Source organism: Burkholderia sp. WAC0059 (assembly GCF_002870125.1).
GTDB lineage: Bacteria > Pseudomonadota > Gammaproteobacteria > Burkholderiales > Burkholderiaceae > Paraburkholderia.
On sequence record NZ_PNEO01000005.1, the window covers coordinates 226,806 to 243,247 of the forward strand.

At 65.2% G+C, this 16,442-nt stretch carries 13 protein-coding genes; 6 read left to right on the plus strand and 7 right to left on the minus strand.

Annotated features, from left to right (window positions below):
• Nucleotides 1–53 precede the first annotated feature (53 nt).
• The 5 genes from CY652_RS07645 to CY652_RS07665 all read right to left on the minus strand — a co-directional run bounded on the left by CY652_RS07645 (nucleotide 54) and on the right by CY652_RS07665 (nucleotide 7,065).
• A complete protein-coding gene (locus CY652_RS07645; RefSeq protein WP_102130097.1) occupies nucleotides 54–1,052 on the minus strand; it encodes a 4-hydroxyproline epimerase in 999 nt (332 codons plus the stop codon).
• Nucleotides 1,053–1,138: 86 nt separating this feature from the next.
• Nucleotides 1,139–2,041 (minus strand): dihydrodipicolinate synthase family protein, encoded by a 903-nt coding sequence (locus CY652_RS07650; RefSeq protein WP_102130098.1) that lies wholly within the window; start codon nucleotides 2,039–2,041, stop codon nucleotides 1,139–1,141.
• Between the two features lie 74 nt (nucleotides 2,042–2,115).
• Nucleotides 2,116–3,387 (minus strand): NAD(P)/FAD-dependent oxidoreductase, encoded by a 1,272-nt coding sequence (locus CY652_RS07655; protein ID WP_102130099.1) that lies wholly within the window; start codon nucleotides 3,385–3,387, stop codon nucleotides 2,116–2,118.
• A 337-nt stretch (nucleotides 3,388–3,724) separates the two neighbouring features.
• Nucleotides 3,725–5,125: an MFS transporter gene (locus CY652_RS07660; RefSeq protein ID WP_102130100.1), complete on the minus strand. Its 1,401-nt coding sequence runs from the start codon at nucleotides 5,123–5,125 to the stop codon at nucleotides 3,725–3,727.
• Nucleotides 5,126–5,685: 560 nt separating this feature from the next.
• Nucleotides 5,686–7,065, minus strand: coding sequence for an MFS transporter (locus CY652_RS07665; protein WP_102130101.1), 1,380 nt, complete (start codon nucleotides 7,063–7,065; stop codon nucleotides 5,686–5,688).
• Nucleotides 7,066–7,484: 419 nt separating this feature from the next.
• Between CY652_RS07665 and CY652_RS07670 the strand changes: the two genes are divergently transcribed.
• The 6 genes from CY652_RS07670 to CY652_RS07695 all read left to right on the plus strand — a co-directional run bounded on the left by CY652_RS07670 (nucleotide 7,485) and on the right by CY652_RS07695 (nucleotide 13,195).
• Nucleotides 7,485–8,804 (plus strand): LLM class flavin-dependent oxidoreductase, encoded by a 1,320-nt coding sequence (locus tag CY652_RS07670; RefSeq protein ID WP_102130102.1) that lies wholly within the window; start codon nucleotides 7,485–7,487, stop codon nucleotides 8,802–8,804.
• Nucleotides 8,801–9,313: a flavin reductase family protein gene (locus CY652_RS07675; RefSeq protein ID WP_102130103.1), complete on the plus strand. Its 513-nt coding sequence runs from the start codon at nucleotides 8,801–8,803 to the stop codon at nucleotides 9,311–9,313. Before CY652_RS07670 ends, CY652_RS07675 begins: the two co-directional genes overlap by 4 nt.
• A gap of 74 nt (nucleotides 9,314–9,387) precedes the next feature.
• The gene (locus CY652_RS07680) at nucleotides 9,388–10,272 is read left to right on the plus strand and encodes a LysR family transcriptional regulator (RefSeq protein ID WP_102130104.1); all 885 of its coding nucleotides are present in this window, start codon (nucleotides 9,388–9,390) and stop codon (nucleotides 10,270–10,272) included.
• 295 nt (nucleotides 10,273–10,567) lie between these two features.
• Nucleotides 10,568–11,557: a methionine ABC transporter ATP-binding protein gene (locus CY652_RS07685; RefSeq protein ID WP_180970459.1), complete on the plus strand. Its 990-nt coding sequence runs from the start codon at nucleotides 10,568–10,570 to the stop codon at nucleotides 11,555–11,557.
• The gene (locus CY652_RS07690; RefSeq protein WP_102130106.1) at nucleotides 11,557–12,222 is read left to right on the plus strand and encodes a methionine ABC transporter permease; all 666 of its coding nucleotides are present in this window, start codon (nucleotides 11,557–11,559) and stop codon (nucleotides 12,220–12,222) included. Before CY652_RS07685 ends, CY652_RS07690 begins: the two co-directional genes overlap by 1 nt.
• Nucleotides 12,223–12,310: 88 nt before the next feature.
• Nucleotides 12,311–13,195 (plus strand): MetQ/NlpA family ABC transporter substrate-binding protein, encoded by an 885-nt coding sequence (locus CY652_RS07695; protein ID WP_146010039.1) that lies wholly within the window; start codon nucleotides 12,311–12,313, stop codon nucleotides 13,193–13,195.
• Nucleotides 13,196–13,453: 258 nt separating this feature from the next.
• On the opposite strand, the gene CY652_RS07700 is transcribed toward CY652_RS07695, so the two are convergent.
• Nucleotides 13,454–14,797: an MFS transporter gene (locus CY652_RS07700; RefSeq protein ID WP_180970461.1), complete on the minus strand. Its 1,344-nt coding sequence runs from the start codon at nucleotides 14,795–14,797 to the stop codon at nucleotides 13,454–13,456.
• 183 nt (nucleotides 14,798–14,980) lie between these two features.
• On the minus strand, nucleotides 14,981–16,411 hold the full coding sequence (locus CY652_RS07705; protein WP_102130109.1) for an NAD-dependent succinate-semialdehyde dehydrogenase: 1,431 nt from the start codon (nucleotides 16,409–16,411) through the stop codon (nucleotides 14,981–14,983).
• Nucleotides 16,412–16,442 lie beyond the last annotated feature (31 nt).

Below are 16,442 nucleotides of genomic sequence, written 5' to 3' on the forward strand. Positions count from 1 at the left end.
CCTATGAATCTGCACGCCATTCGTATTGCCATGCCGCCGTACCGCGGCCGCGCTCACTTCAGCAGGAAACCTCGGGCGAGCGGATCGCGGTCGTCGACGAAAATCGTGTTGTGCCCGGTTACCCGGGCCCAGCCTTCGATGCTCGGCACGATGGCCTCGAACCCGCCGACCTTCGTCGCTTCTTCGGGCACGCCCGTGAAAAGCGTGCCGATGATGCTTTCGTGAACGAAGCGCTCGCCGACCTTCAGCCGCCCCTTCGCGACGAGCTGGGCCATGCGGGCCGACGTGCCCGTGCCGCACGGCGAGCGGTCGATCGCCTTGTCGCCGTAGAACACCGCGTTGCGCGCGTTCGCGCCCCCGACCGTCGGCTCGCCCGTCCACATGACGTGGCTGAGCCCGCTGATCCCGGGCTTTTCCGGATGCACGAACGCGTACTTCTCGTTGGCCTTCTGCCGCAACACGGGGCTCAGGCGCTGGATGTCCGAGGGCTTGAGCGCAGGGAGGCCGCCGTAGTTGCGCTGCGGCTCGACGATCGCGTAGAAGTTGCCACCGTAGGCGACGTCGAAGCGGATTTCTCCGAGCCCTTCGACTTCCACGCAAAGGTCGACCGAATGCAGAAACGACGGCACGTTCACGAGCTTCACGGAATCGACGTGGTCGCCGTCCATCCGGTAAGTGGCGACCACGAGGCCCGCGGGCGTATCCAGACGCAGTACGCCCGGCTCCCCCGGACGCACGAGGCCATGCTCGATCGCGGACGTCACGGTGCCGATCGTGCCGTGCCCGCACATCGGCAGGCAGCCGCTGACCTCGATGAACAGGATCGCTGCGTCGCAATCCGGGCGCGTCGGAGGATACAGGATGCTGCCGGACATCACCTCGTGCCCGCGCGGCTCGAACATCAGCGACGTGCGGATCCAGTCGAACTCGCGCTCGAAATGGGCCCGCCGCTCGATCATGTCGGCGCCCGCCAGCGGCGGCGCCCCGCCGGCGACGACGCGCACCGGGTTGCCGCAGGTATGGCCGTCAATGCAGAAAAACGTCGATCTCATCTTTCCCTGCTCCGTCAGGATGCTTCATTTCCGGGTGGCATACGGACGCTATTGTCGCCCGCCCCTGGCGGTCGTGCTCGCGGCGCTTACTTCGACAGATTCCGCACGTTGGCCAGCGCCTTTTCGACGATGGCGATCACCTTCTGGCGCTCTTCACCTTCGAGCTTCAGGCGCGGGGCCTTCACGTTCTCCGGATAGCCAGCCGTGATGTTTTCCGCGAGCTTGATGTACTGGACCAGCTTGACGTGCGTGTCGAGGTGGAACAGGTCGATCAGCGCGCGGTACAGTTCGCGCGCCTTCGCGAAATCGCCGCTCACGGCAAGGTTCAGCAGATCGACCGACTCCTTCGGCACCGCGTTCGCCATGCCGGACACCCAGGCCTGCGCGCCGAGCGCCACGGATTCGAGCACGAGGTCGTCCACGCCGCAGACGACCGCGAGACGCGACCCGAAGCGCGAAGTCAGGTCCGTGACGCGCGTCGTGTCGTAGGACTCTTCCTTGATCGCCTCGATAGTCGGCTCTTCGAGCAGCTCGGCCATCACGTCGGGCGTCAGGTCGACGCCGTAGCCGCGCGGGTTGTTGTAGACGAGGATCGCGAGCTTCGACGCGCGGGCGACGGTACGGTAGAACGCGAGGGTCTCGCGAACGTCCGACTTGTAGGTGAGCCCCGGGAACACCATCAGGCCCTGCACGCCGATCGCTTCGGCATCCTTCGCGAACTGGACCGCGCTGCCCGTGTTCGTTTCGGCGAGACCCGAGATGACGGGAATGCGGCCGGCCACGGTCTCGACGGCGATCCGCAGCACCGTGCGCTTTTCCTCGGGCGTGAGCTGGGCGTTCTCGCCGACCATGCCCATCATCACCACGCCGCGCACGCCGTTGTCGATGAGACGGTTCAGACCGTGCCGGATCGCATCCTGGTCGAGCGAGCCGTCGTCCTTGAGTTTGGTCGTGACAGCGGGAAACACACCTTTCCAGTCGACTTTCATAGCAATACCTCTTCAAGAGTAGTAACAGGGGCGGACAAACCCGCCCGACAAATTGAGGTTATGAGGCCTCGCCATTAGCTGAAACGGTCGATCGCGTACGGCGTCAGGTCGATCCCCGGCGTCCGGTTCGCCAGCAGATCGGCGACGAGCGCGCCCGTCGTCGCGCACTGCGTGAGACCGAGGTGTCCGTGCCCGAACGCGTAGACGACCGACGACGCATTGGGCGAGCGGCCGATGACCGGCAACGAATCGGGCGTCGCCGGCCGATGGCCCATCCATTTCACCGCGCCGGAATCGTCGATGCCGGGCAGGAATTTCCTGCCCAATGCGAGCAGTGCGTCGCTGCGTTTATAGTTGGGTGGCGCCTTGAGCCCGGCGAACTCTGCCGCCCCGCCGATCCGCACGCCGACGTCGAGCGGCGTGGCGACGAACTTGCGCTCGGCGAAGATCACCTCGCGCGAAAGGCTCACGCCATGCGCCGGCAACGTCGTGTTGTAGCCGCGCTCGCTGTCGAGCAGAACGCGGTCGCCGACGGAGCGCGCGAGTTGCGCCGACCAGGCGCCCGTGGCCACGACGATGCGCCGGCCCTTCACGCGCTCCCCGTTCTCGAGCAGCACGGCGGGCCGGAGCGCGTCGGACGGATCGAGCGCGCGCGCGACGCCCGCGACGCACTTCGCCCCGAGCTGCTGCACGCGGGTACGCAGCCGCGTCACGAGCAACTTCGGATCGCCGATGTGCGCCCAGTCCTCGAGAAACACGCCGTGACGGAACACCGGCGCGAGCGAAGGCTCGCAATCGCGCACGTCCTGCGAGCTCATCGTGCGCCAGCGCACGCCGAGCTCGCGCTTGAAGTCCCATTCCTGCTGGTCGGCCCGGAACGCGGCATCCGTCTCGTAGACCGTCAGCGCGCCGCGCCGGTAAAACCGATCCATGAAACCGACGTCCTCGAACATCGGCACGATGTCGTCGTAGACCCGGCCGTTCAGATTCGCGAGCGCCTGCGATATCTCGCGAAAGCGCGCCCGTTCGCCCGCGCGCCGGAACGCCAGGAACCACGGCAGCGCGGCCGGCACATGTCGCCAGCTCAGCGCCAGCGGCCCGAGCGGATCGCACAGCCACCTGATGGCTTTCCAGTAGAGGCCGTGCACGGAAATAGGCGTGCTCTCCGTGACGGCAATGCCTCCCGCGTTCCCATGCGAGGTCCGGTCGCCTTCGAAATCGCGATCGACGAGCGTCACGCTAGCGCCGTCGCGCAACGCCGCCCACGCACAGGCCAGACCGACAATGCCGGCCCCGACGACGACGACGTCGGGCGTAGCGCGCGGGTACTGAGTTTGCTCTGTCATTTCTGCCAAAAGTATTTCGACGGTGGGCGCACACCCTGTTGCCTACCGGTCTCCGCCATCTGTGAAGAACTCGGACGCATTCGACGGAGTCGATCCCGAGACCGGCTGCCGTCCAGTCAACCTTGCCGCAGCCGGCCGGCGATTGCGGCGCGAAGGCCGGTCCGTTCACCGCCTCCCGCATCGAATTTCGCACCGGCTGCTTTTGGTGGGTACGGTATTTTGTATCCAATATACATTAATGAGCTCATGGTGCCGTACTTCGAAAGGCCTGTCAACCCGGTTATCGAACCCGCACCGAAATCGCCGCCATGAGCCCCACGCCTCGCCTGCGAACCGCTTACACCCGCTTCAACGCGGAATCGCCCGAACCCGTGCTGCCGTATTCGTCGGCGGTAATCTCCTCGAGGGTCTTGCCGGCAGTAGACACGCCGAGAACGACGACCGCGAGCGCGCCGACGACCAGTATCACCGTGGTCATGCCGAACACGCCGGCAAAGCCCCATATCGGATACACGTAGCCGACGAGCATCGGCGAACAGATCGCGCCGATGCGGCCGAATGCGGACGCCGTGCCCATCCCCGTCGCACGCAGATGCGTCGGGAATACTTCCGGCGTATACGCGTACTCGCCGGCATTCACGCCGTTCATCGAGAACGACATCGCGATCGAAGCCAGCACGATGGCGAAGTCGCTGCCGGCGCTCGCCAGCCAGATGCCGGACAGGCAGGTCAGCGCCATGTAGCCCACGATCGTCGCCTTGCGCCCCACTCGCTCGCAGAAGAAGGCCGCCGAGTAATAGCCGGGAATCTGCGCCAGATAGATCAGGATCGAAACCGAAAAACTCTTCGTGACGGTCATGCCGTGCTGCACGAGCAGCCCCGGAATCCAGACGAAGAAGGCGTAGGAGCAGAAGGTCACGGACAGCCACAGACACCAGGTCATCAGCGTGGTCCTCGCCAGCGGCGGCTGCCACAGCGCCTTCAGATTGCCGAAGAACGAGTTTCGCGGTTGCAGCGCCAGCCCGGCGCCCTCGACCCTGGGAACCGGGGGCAGCACCACGCCCGTGCGCTCGATCTGCCGCTCGATCTCGTCGACGACGGCATCCGCTTCGGCCTGACGGCCCCGCATTTCGAGCCAGCGCGGCGATTCGTGAAGCGAGCGACGCCACCACAGCAGCACGGTCACCGGGATCGAGACGACGACGAGGGCATAGCGCCAGCCGTCCGGTGCCGCCGGAATCATGAAATAGCCGATCAATGCCGCGGCCACGAACCCGAACGAAAAGAACCCCGCGAGCGCGCCCGTGAACGACCCGCGATAGCGATTGCTGACGAACTCGACGAGAAACGGCGCGATGATCGCGCCTTCGGCCCCCATGCCGATGCCGGCCACGGCCCGCAGGACGGCAAACATGTGCCAGTTGTCCACGAACGCGCTGACCAGGGTAAGCACGCAGAAGAACGTCAGCGCCCACATCATCACGACGCGACGGCCGAAGCGGTCGCCCAGCAGCCCGGCAAACAGCGCGCCGACGAGAAAACCCACGTAGGTGCTGCTGCCGAGCAGACCCGTTTCGAAGCTGGTCAGATGCCACTTCGTGCGCACGACCGGCAGGATGAAGGCGATGATGGCGACGTCGATTGCCTCGAACACGAAGCCGAGGCCGCCCATGAACAGCAGTTTGATGTGAAAGCGGCTGAACGGTAGCCGTTCTAGCCGGGCAGCGACAAGTGACATGGAATGCCTCTGGAAAAGCCGCGCTAACCGGGAAAGCGCTGGCTGGTTGATGTCAATTCCTCTACGAGGTCCTCGACTGCAAAGGCCCTTACCGCCCGGCCCGCCGGGGCTCGCCAACCGCCCGCCCACGGTAGTCCCGCACCTCCATAGTGAACACAATATCCTGGATACAAAATATCAGGTCAAGTCCTTTCGAACAATCGGTCGCTCGTCCGGCGAAGGCACGACCGGGGCTGGAGATTCGGGGCAACCCGTCCGCGCCGGCGGCCTGCCGGCATGGGCCAGGCAAGGTCCAGAGCGAACGCGCGAAACCGGATGGATTGGATACCCCCGGATCGAGGGCAGTCAGGACTCGGGAAGGACGTGCATCCCGCCCAATGACGGGCGACGCGCCGCGCATGGGCGACGGACAACAGATGGGCCTTCGGGGATGCAGTGCAGAAGATGTCCGGGACCGTATCGACACGGCCCCGGCACGAGGCTGAAATTACGCGGGGAAATCGACTGGCGTTATCGCACGGGCGAAGCGCTTCGGCCCACCCATGCAACGACTGAAGCGTTCAAACCTTGCTGTCCCGATACGACGCGGTTTCCGTCTGCCCGGTCAGCGCCTGCGTGCCGGCCAACCCGCGTTCCCGCGTCTCCGGCGCCATCACGAGGCTGACGAGCAGCCCCACGGCGCTGATCCCCGTCGCCGTCAGCATGCCGCCCGTCTCGCCGAACGAGGACAGCGTCAGCGGCAGCGCGAACGTTCCGGCGGCGGCGCCGATCCGGCTCGCCGCGATGGCCAGCCCCATGCCCGTCGCGCGAACGTGCGTGGGAAACAGTTCGTTCGGGTAGACGAACTGGAGCGACGAGCCGACCGCCTCGGAGACCGTGAACAGGATGAACATCGCCACCGCCAACGCGGCGACCCCGGCGAGCGGCGTCGCGAGAATCAGGAGCGCAGCGGTCGAGCCGACGTACGAGCCGATCAGCAACCAGCGCCGACCGACGCGATTGACGAACGCCATCCCGAGCGCCGTTCCGATGATGGCGAACGACGTGATCGCCAGGGTGCCCCAGAAAACCTGCCGGACCCCGATCGCCTGAAGAAGGAGCGGCTGGAACGTCTTGATCGCGAACGACGGCGCGACCTGGCACAGCCAGAACATCGAGCAGAAGAACAGCGTCGGGCCATAGCCCGCCCTGAAAAGATCGCGGATGCTGGAGAAGCCGAGTCCCTTGCGGCCGGAGCTGTCCGGCGTTTCGCCCTGCAATTGCGCGAAATCGACGTGCGGCCCCAGATGCTTCAGCACGATCCGGCGGGCCTCGTCGACGCGGCCCGCCGACAGCAACCATCTCGGCGATTCCGGGATGTCGAGCCGCATGAAGAGGAATATCGCGGACGGAATGGCGGCGCTCGCGAGCACGTAGCGCCACGCCTCGCTCCTTGCGTCCGCCACGAAGGGGCCGACGCACATGCTGACGATATAGCCGAGCCAGAACATGAGCGTCAGGCTCGACAGCGTGGGCCCCCGCAGCTTGCGCGGCAGGAATTCCACCACGAGGGCCGTCGCAATCGGATAGTCCGCGCCGATCGCCATGCCCATGACGACCCGCACGACGATCAGCAGCGTCAGGTCATGGATGACCAGGTGGGCCAGCGAGAGCACCACGAACACGACCAGATTCAGGATATACATCGGCCGGCGGCCGAACCGGTCGGTGATCGGCCCGAAGATCGCGCCGCCCAGAAACATCCCGAGCAACCCGGCGGCGCCGAACAAGGCGTTCTGCAACGCCGTCAGGTGCAGGTCTTTGGTAATGAGCGGCAACGCCACCACCACGATGCCCAGAATGTAGCCGTCGCAGAACGGCCCGCCCGCGGCGAGAAAGGCCAGCCTCCGGTGAAACCACGTGACCGGTGCATCGTCCAGTGAAACCTCAGGGTGCCCCATCTATCTCTCGCTCCTCTCTACGTAGCCAATGCGCACGGGTAATTGCGGGTCGAGACTACGAACGCCTAAAAACCGCGTCAACGCGATTTTTCGTTGATCCGGTATCCAGCGATTCGATATCTTCGGAATGCCATCGAAGACGGCCGCCGGGCGGATTCATCCCCGGCCCGGGCCGCGCTCCGGCCGCGCTCCATATACCGGCCGGACTCGGGAAAAGCCGGGGCGCCGGCCCGCCGGCACGCGCGATCGCCACGTCCAACCTGCGGGAGACGGTCCGACGCCGACGGCCGGCCAGCCCCGTTCGCCGCCGCAGTCCGGGCGGGGAATATCTACGCCGTCGATATACGCTGCCCATTTTTCCCGTTTGACGCATATTTACTCGCTACTTATTCTTGGCGCGTCACCAGTAGGGAGCCCCCATGAGCACCAGAAAGATGAAGCTCGGCCTGTCCATGCGTTATCTCGGCTATCACATCGCGGCGTGGCGTCATCCCGACGTGCCGGCCGACGGCGCGATCCGGTTCGATCATTTCCTGAACGTCGCGAAAAAGGCGGAGGCCGAAAAGATCGACATGCTGTTCTTCGCCGACGGCGTCGGCGTGCGCGAGCCGGACATTCCGAAGGGCGCGCTGGCGCGGTCGATGAAGAACGCCGAGCTGGAGCCGCTCACGCTGCTGGCCGCGCTGGGCGCGTGCACCTCGCGCATCGGCCTCGTGGCGACGGCGTCGACGACGTACAACGAGCCCTTCCACATCGCCCGGAAATTCGCCTCCATCGACCACATCAGCGGCGGCCGCGCCGGCTGGAACGTCGTGACGTCGTGGTCGACCCAGGAAGCCCGCAATTTCAGCCGGGACGAACATCTCGGATACGACGAGCGATACGAGCGCGCGGAGGAGTTCGTCGACGTCGTCAACAAGCTCTGGGAGAGCTGGGAAGACGACGCGTTCGTCCGCGACAAGGCCAGCGGCATCTTCTACGACGAGCGCAAGCTCCACGCGCCGCACCACAAGGGCAAGCATTTCCAGGTGGAAGGACCGCTGAATTCGGCCCGCACGCCGCAAGGCAGGCCGCTCATCGTGCAGGCGGGGATCGCGGAAGCGGGACGCGAGCTGGGCGCGAGAGCGGCCGACGTCGTCTACAACATGATGCTCGACTTCGACAGCGCCCGCGCCTATTACGACGATATGAAGTCGCGTCTCGCGAAACACGGCCGGCAGCCCGACGAGCTGCTCGTCATGCCGGGCGTGACGCCCTACGTCGGCCGGACGCGTCAGGAGGCGCAGGAAAAGTACGAGCAATTGCAGGAGCTGATCGACCCGCTGGCGGGGCTTTCGGCGATCTACAGCACTGTCGGCGACCTGTCCGCCTACGACATCGACGGGCCCGTGCCGGACATCGGCGGCCAGGCGCTGCGCGGCATCGCGGCCGACAACATCGCCGCCGCGCAACGCGAGAACCTGACCATCCGCCAGTTGTACAAGAAGATGACGGCCGCGAATTCGGGGCGAAGCCTCGTCGGCACCGCGGAAGACATCGTCGACGACATGGAGCACTGGTTCCGGAACGGCGCCGCCGACGGCTTCAACATCTGCCCGCCGATCCTGCCCGGCGGAATGGACGACCTCGCGGCGTTCATCCTTCCGGAGCTGCGCCGCCGGGGACTCTTCCGCACCGAGTACGAAGCGGCCACGCTGCGCGGCAATCTCGGTTTGCGCCCGCTGAGCTACCCGTCATGAACGCCTGCGCCCCCACGGCCGCGGTTCAGCCCGCGCTGTTCCAGGAAGCGATGTCGCGCTTCGCCGGGACCGTCACGATCGTCTCGACGGAAGTCGACGGCCGCCGCTACGGCATGGTCGCCACGTCCGTCTGCAGCGTGTCCGCCGAACCGCCGACCCTTCTCGTCTGCATCAACAAGTCGGCGTCGACGCACGACCCGATCGTTGCGGCCCGGCACTTCGCGGTCAATGCGTTGTCGACCCGGCACGCCGAACTCGTCAGGCGATTCTCGACGATGGCGGGCGAAGCGCGCTTCGAGCCCGGGCGCTGGAACCCGCTCACGACGGGCGCGCCCGTGCTCGTCGATGCCGGCATCGCGCTGGATTGCCGGCTGATCGCCGCGCACGACGGGTTTTCGCATACCATCTTCGTCGGGCAGGTCGCCGAAGCCATCGTGAGCGACGAGCCGCCGCCCGACGCGCTGCTCTGGCATCGGCGCGGGCTCGCGAACTGCTCGCCGCTGTTTTGATCAACCGATTGGGCGGCGGTCTCAAACCACAAGGATTCGCGGCTGCCGCCCGATGACCGCCGCGGGAGCCGCGAATGCTGTATAGCGAAGAGATCAATACGTTCCTCGCCATCGTGCGTTGCGGCAGCCTGTTGCAGGCCGCGGACATCGTGTGCGCCACGCAGTCGACCGTCTCCTACCGGATTCAAAGTCTCGAGCGCCGCCTCGGCAAGAGCCTGATCCTGCGCTCGCGCGGCTCCAAGCGCGTCACGCTCACGCCCGAGGGCGAACGCTTCGTCGACATCGCCGAGCGCTGGAAACTGCTCGAACGCGAAGTGATGCAGATGAAGTCGACGGCCGACCGCTATCTCTCCATCGGCTCCGCCGACGTCGCCGCGCTGCATTTATTGCCGCCGTTCATCGAGCGGCTTTCGCTCAACTCGACCGCGTATCGGCTGCACGTCGAAAGCGGGCGCTACTGGAGCCTGCATAATCGCGTGGCCTCCGGGCATCTCCACGTGGCCTTCACGTTCGTCGCCGCGAGCCACGCCGACCTGCGCTCGGAGCCGATCGCCTCCTATCCGGTGCACATCGTGTACCGGCCTTCCGCAACCTCGCCCGCGAGCGGTCCGGCCTCCTGGCGGGACCTCGACGTCGACAAGGAAGTGTACGTGCCGTATTCCGCCGAAATCGACCATTGGCGCGAAACGCGAAGCATGTCCAAGCTGACCGATTCCGTGGACAAGAATCACCTGCTGGCCCCGCTGCTCACCCGGCCCGGGCGCTGGGCGCTCGTTCCCGAGTTCATGATCGCCTGGCTGACAGAACAGACCGGCTGCCAGGTGCTGCGGCTCGACGACGACCCGCCGCCCAGCCTCGTGCTCTATAAAACGACCAAGCGGACGCACGACGAGTTGAGCAGCCAGGATCAGGCGGTGATCGACGAGGCGCTCGCGCCGCTGCGTGAATCGAAGGAATAAGCGCAAGCAACAGGCAGGAGCCGTAAGCGCGGGTCATGCGTGCGCGGGGAACCCGCGATTCCTCCACTGGCGATATGAATATAAAAATTAATTCGTTGAGCGCCGCGCAACGAAAGAAAACAATTGTCGCCTGACCCTGGGTCCTTGAACGCCGCCGGTTTTCGGCGCGCGACTTCGCTCCCGACGCCGCCATCTGTACACGGGCACGCGCCCTCGCGCGGATCGTCCGGATGAACAGCCCCCGACCACGCCTCAAGGCAACGAGACTTTTCCGCAGATGAGCCACGTCTTTCGATTGGAGAATGTCTCAAAGACGTTCAGCCGGTCCGGCGAAACCTTTCACGCGCTCGACGACGTTTCGCTGAGCATTCCGTCCGGTTCCTTTTACGGCATCGTCGGAACGTCCGGGGCCGGCAAGAGCACCCTGCTGCGCCTGCTCAATCTGCTCGAAAAGCCGACCGCCGGGTCGATATGGTTTCGCGACACCGCGCTGCACGAACTGAAAGGCCCGGCCTTACGCCATTACCTGAGCAAGGTGGCCACGGTTTTCCAGCACTTCAATCTATTTCACGGCAAGACCGTTCTGGAGAACATCGAACTCCCGCTCGCCGTGCGCGGCGTCGCGAAGCCGATCCGCCGGAAGAAGGCGATCGAACTGGTCGAGCTCGTCGGCCTGCAGGGCAAGGAGCAGGCCTACCCCTCCCAACTGTCCGGCGGACAAAAGCAGCGCGTGGGCATCGCAAGAGCGCTGGTCGCCGATGCCGAAGTCCTGCTCTGCGACGAGGCGACGAGCGCGCTCGACTCCGAAACGACCACGCTCATCCTCGACCTGCTTCTCGGGCTCAAGAAGCAGCTCGACCTGACCATCGTCCTCATCACCCATTCGTGGCAGGTCGTGCGTTATGCCGCCGACTGCGTGACGCTGATTCAGGGCGGCCGCACCGTGGAAACGGGAGACGTACGCGACCTGCTGCACGACGCCGATTCCTACCTCGGAAGGCAACTGCTGCCGGCGCCCGACTTCGGCAACGGTCCGCAGACCGGCTGGGTCCGCTACGACCTGCTGCTCTCCGACGTTCCCCGGCAGAGCACGTTCTTTTCGGAGGTGGCGAGAAGGCTCGACGTGACCGCCTCCGTCGTCTCGGGCGGCATCGAACGCCTCGGCGGAACGGACGCGGCGCGATTCAAGGTCGACTTCGATCTCTGCGGCAAGGCGCCGTCGATCCGCGAGGCCCTGTCGTCGATTCTGCGGGAAAAGAGCATCGTGCTCGGCAAGGTGGCCTGATGATCAGAGACTGGACGCAATACCTCCCCGACTTCTGGGTCGCGCTGGGCCAAACCCTGTACATGACCTCGCTCGCCGGCGTGCTGGTCATCACGCTCGGGATCGCGACGGGCCTCGTCCTGTATCTGAGCGCGCCTGATTCATGGCGTCCCAATCCGGTCGTCTATCACGCGGTCAATACCGTCGTGAACGTCGGCCGGTCCATTCCGTTCATCATCATGATCGTCATCCTGATCCCGGCGACCCGACTGGTCGTCGGCACGCCGCTCGGTCCGGTCGCGGCGCTCTTTCCGCTGACGGTCGGATTCACGCCGTTCTTCTCGCGCCTCATCGAGGGGAATTTGCGCGAGCTGGACCAGGGCCGCGTCGAAGCGGCCCGGGTGATCGGCGTGACGACCCCGCAGTTCATTTTCCGGATCCTGTTGCCCGAATCGCTCTCGGGAATCATCGGGTCCGCCACCATCATCCTCGTCGGACTGGTGGAAGGCACCGCCGTCGCCGGCGCGATCGGCGCCGGCGGCGTGGGCGACTTCGCCCTCACCTACGGCTATCAGCGGTGGTTCACGCAATTGATCGTCATCGCCGTGGTCTCGATGATCGCCATCGTCCAGGTCATCCAGATCACGGGCGACGTCTGGATCCGGTTAAGAAAGCACAAGAGATAGTCGCCGCCCCGGGTCCGAACCGGGTCCGGACGATTCGCGCCCGTTCCCGCATCGAACCCTTCCCTCATCCCTGTTGAAGAACGTCATCATGTCCCACGAACCCGACCGCGACAAAAGAAAAAGCCTGTTTGCCGCCCTGACCTTTTCCCTCGGCGTGGCCCTCGCCGGATTGTCCGTCGGCGTCGGTCATGCGGCGACCGTATCGAGCGTACCGCTCAGCGTCTACGTGACGCCTACCCCGCAGGGCGACGTGCTTCGTTACGTGCAGAAGCTTGCCGATCAGGACGGCACGGGACTGAAACTGAAGGTGATCGAGAGCAGCCAGGGCCTCGACTCGAACGAGTTGCTCTTCAAGGGCGACGTGGATGCCAACTTCATCCAGCATCGCCCCTACTTCAACTCCTGGATCGCGGCGCACCCCGAGGCGAAGGGGCACCTCGTGAACGTGGCGACGGTGCTGGTCAACGTCTTCGGCCTGTATTCGACGAAATACCGCTCCGTCAAGGCCATCCCGGACGGCGCGTCGATCCTCGTCCCGAACGAGCAGACCAACTTGCCGCGCGCCCTGTTCATTCTGCAGGACGACGGCCTCATCAAGTTGAACTACCCCCAATCTGACGGCTCGGCCGCGGCGGTAGCCATCGACGAGAAGAACATCGTGGCCAACCCGAAGCACTTCAAGCTCGTCCCGACGGAAACGCAATTGCGCGCCAAGGCGCTGCCGGACGTCCAGGCGTCCTTCATTAACGGCGATATCGCGCTGACCAACGGCGTCGATCCGTCGACAGCGCTGTCGCTCGAAGACAAGAAAGACAACCCGTACGCCAATGTGCTGACCACGAGGAAAGAACTCGTGAACGACCCGCGAATTCAACTGCTCGTTGGTTACCTGACGGGTCCGAAAGTGGCGAAGTTCATCGACGACAATTACAAGGGCTTCGTCGCTCCCGTGCAGCAGCGGCTGGTTCCGTGAGAGGGAATTTGCCGGCCGCGCCTGCAGAAGCGTCCATAAAAAGGTAACGCCTACCCAATAAATACGCGAGCCGCCTCATCAATCATGGGCCGATCGTGCTTGTGACGAACGATTCGGCAACCGCCTCGACGCAATGGCCGCGGCATGATCGATATGCCCCAGAGAGTTCAAGCCGCCGCGCATCGCTGCGGTCTAGTCGACCAGCGCACCTTCGGGCGATGCGAACGCTACCCTGCCGCGAGAAGGCATGGACCGTGGCTACTTGCCTAGCCCGTCCTGCATCGCCGGCTGCCCGACCGGAAACCGGTGCCGGCCGAAGCCTGCGACCGTCAGCGTGGCAATGCCGCCCAGAATCGCGGCCGCGAGCATCCCTGCCGTGTAGCCGCCCGTCACCGACTTGAGCCAGCCCATCAGATACGGGCCCGTGAACCCGGAAAGATTGGCGATCGCATTGATGACGGCAATACCCGCCGCCGCCGAGGCGCCCGACAGAAACGTGCTCGGCAGCGTCCAGAAAACGGGCATGGCGCCGTAGATGCCGAACGCCGCGATGCAGAAACAGACGATGATGGCAAGCGGCGTGTGCATGAGCGAAGCCGCCAGATAGCAGACCGACCCGACGGCGAGCGCGAACGCAAGGTGCCATTTGCGTTCGTCCTTGCGATCCGAATGCCATCCCCAGAACGCCATGCATACCGCGCCGACCGCCGACGGAATGGTGGCCATCAGGCCGGTCTTCTGGTCGGACAGCCCGAAGTCGTGGATGATCGTCGGCAGAAAAAAGCCGAGCGTGTAATTCAAATAGGTCATGCTGAAGTAGATCAGACTCAGCGCGATGACCATCGGGTTCGTCATCGCCTGCCAGACGCTGTGCCGGGCGCGATGCTGAACCTGGCGCTGCTCGCGCCCGAGTTCGGCTACCAGCCACGCGAGCTGATCCGGCGCGAGCCACGCGGCGCGCTCCGGCCGGTCGGCCAGCCGGAACAAGACCACGAAACCGAGCACGATGGCCGGCACTGCTTCGAGGACGAACAGCCACTGCCACCCCGCCATGCCCGGCACGCCGTTCAGCCCGAGGATCCAGCCGCACAGCGGGCCGCCCACCACGCCGGCCACGGGCATCGCCGCCATGAAATAGCCGACGACGCGCGCCCGGTAGGCCTCGGGAAACCAGAGCGTCAGATAAAAGATCACGCCGGGGAAAAACCCGGCTTCGGCCGCGCCCAGCAGCAGGCGGATGACATAGAACACCGTCTGCGGCCCGAGGCCCGTGAGATGAGCGATCTGCGGAATGAATCCCATCGCGCCGGACAGCACGCCCCAGGTAAGCAGGATGCGGGCAATCCATCGGCTCGCACCCAGCCGGTGCAACATCATGTTCGACGGCACTTCGAAGAGGAAGTACGTCAGGAAGAAAACCCCTGCGCCCAGCCCATAGACGGAAGACGAAAAACCGAGCTGGTGGTTCATGGTGAGCGCCGCGTAGCTGATGTTCACCCGGTCCAGATAGGACGCGATGTAGCAAAGGATCAACAGCGGAACGGTGCGCCACATTACCCGTCTCATCGTGACCTGTTCGAGGGTCCGTTGACTCGTTGTCATGCCTGTCTCCTTTATGAAATATTCGTCTCGCATCGTTCCCGACACCTGTCAATAAGAAGTAATCCTTATCGTTCAGGTCTGATAGCGCCCTGTGACGAACGGATGCGGCAGCCCCGCGGCCGGTAACCGGCTGGCTTCACGGCACGTTACGCCGCCGAGCCAGCCTGCCGGCCGCACCCAATCCTAGGTCCGCGCGACCAGCTTTTTCACGCAGAACGCTTCCACCCCTTCGTAGCCGCCCTCGCGGCCGTAGCCGCTGTCCTTGACGCCGCCGAACGGCGCTTCGGGTGCCGTGATCGCAAAGGTGTTGATGCCGATGGCGCCGGCCTCGAGCCCCGCCGAAACCGCGTCGGCAATCTTCGAGGTGGTCGTGAACGCATAGGCGGCGAGACCGAACGGCAGCCGGTTCGCCAGCTCCAGCGCCTCGTCGGTGGTCTTGAACGGCTGGATCAGCGCAACCGGGCCGAACGGCTCCTCGGCCATCATGCGCGCGTCGGCCGGTACGTCGGTGAGTACCGTGGGCGGGAAGTAGAAGCCCGCGGACGCGCCGGCAATCTCCGTGCGCCGGGTTTCGAGCGTCGCGCCGCGCTGGCGGGCGTCCTCCACGAGCGCGCGCAGCGCCGACACCCGCCGCGAGTTGACGACCGGCCCCATCGCCGTTTCCGGATGCGCTCCGTCGCCGACCACGAGTGCATCCGCGCATTCCGCAAACCGTTTCGTGAAGGCCGCATAGCCGCTTTCGTGAACCAGGAAGCGGGTCGGCGACGTGCAGATCTGCCCGGCGTTGCGGAACTTCATGGCCGCGCAGAACGCGGCTACTTCGGTCGGGTCCACGTCGTCGAACACGAGCGCGGGAGCGTGACCGCCGAGCTCCATCGTCACGGGCTTCGGCCCCTCGGCGCAGAGTTTCGCCAGATGCCGGCCGACCGGCACCGACCCCGTGAACGACACCTTGCGGATGACGGACGAGCGGATCAGATGCGTCGAGATGGTGTCCGGCACGCCGCACACAAGGTTGAGCACGCCGGCGGGCAGCCCGGCCTCGACGAAGGCCTTGACCATCTCCACGCAGGCCGACGGCACCTCCTCCGACGGCTTGATGATGAGCGAGCAGCCCGCGCCGAGCGCGCCGCCGATCTTGCGCGCCGGAGAAATCGCCGGGAAATTCCATGGCGTGAGCGCAAGGCTCGGTCCTATGGGCTCGAACACGACGGTTTGCGTCAGCCCCGGCTGACGGCCCGGAATCACGCGGCCGTACAGGTGGCGCGCCTCGCCGGCGAGCCACGACACCATGTCGGCGGCGGCGTCCACTTCGCCGCGCGCCTCTGCGATCGGCTTGCCCTGCTCTTCGGTGATCAGTTGCGCGATCGCTTCCTTACGGCTGCGGATGATCGCGACAGCCGCCTGCATGATGCGCTCGCGCTCGATGGCCGGCGTCGCCCGCCACGTCCTGAATCCGGCCTTCGCTGCTTCGAGCGCCGCATCCAGATCCGCGGCGCTCGCGTGCGCGATCTGCGCGACGGCGGTGCCGGTCGCCGGGTTCAGCACGTCCTCGCGCTGCCGGTCGCCGGCGGGAAGCCAGTTGCCATTGATGAACGGTGTGATGTGTCGCATGGAAACCTCTTTCGGATGATTCAACGAAATC

Bases quoted from the DNA above. Each gene is read 5' to 3' on its own strand.
- CY652_RS07645 (WP_102130097.1), bottom strand. From the start codon at position 1,052: ATGAGATCGACGTTTTTCTGCATTGACGGCCATACCTGCGGCAACCCG.
- CY652_RS07650 (WP_102130098.1), bottom strand. From the start codon at position 2,041: ATGAAAGTCGACTGGAAAGGTGTGTTTCCCGCTGTCACGACCAAACTC.
- CY652_RS07655 (WP_102130099.1), bottom strand. From the start codon at position 3,387: ATGACAGAGCAAACTCAGTACCCGCGCGCTACGCCCGACGTCGTCGTC.
- CY652_RS07660 (WP_102130100.1), bottom strand. From the start codon at position 5,125: ATGTCACTTGTCGCTGCCCGGCTAGAACGGCTACCGTTCAGCCGCTTT.
- CY652_RS07665 (WP_102130101.1), bottom strand. From the start codon at position 7,065: ATGGGGCACCCTGAGGTTTCACTGGACGATGCACCGGTCACGTGGTTT.
- CY652_RS07670 (WP_102130102.1), top strand. From the start codon at position 7,485: ATGAGCACCAGAAAGATGAAGCTCGGCCTGTCCATGCGTTATCTCGGC.
- CY652_RS07675 (WP_102130103.1), top strand. From the start codon at position 8,801: ATGAACGCCTGCGCCCCCACGGCCGCGGTTCAGCCCGCGCTGTTCCAG.
- CY652_RS07680 (WP_102130104.1), top strand. From the start codon at position 9,388: ATGCTGTATAGCGAAGAGATCAATACGTTCCTCGCCATCGTGCGTTGC.
- CY652_RS07690 (WP_102130106.1), top strand. From the start codon at position 11,557: ATGATCAGAGACTGGACGCAATACCTCCCCGACTTCTGGGTCGCGCTG.
- CY652_RS07695 (WP_146010039.1), top strand. From the start codon at position 12,311: ATGTCCCACGAACCCGACCGCGACAAAAGAAAAAGCCTGTTTGCCGCC.
- CY652_RS07700 (WP_180970461.1), bottom strand. From the start codon at position 14,797: ATGACAACGAGTCAACGGACCCTCGAACAGGTCACGATGAGACGGGTA.
- CY652_RS07705 (WP_102130109.1), bottom strand. From the start codon at position 16,411: ATGCGACACATCACACCGTTCATCAATGGCAACTGGCTTCCCGCCGGC.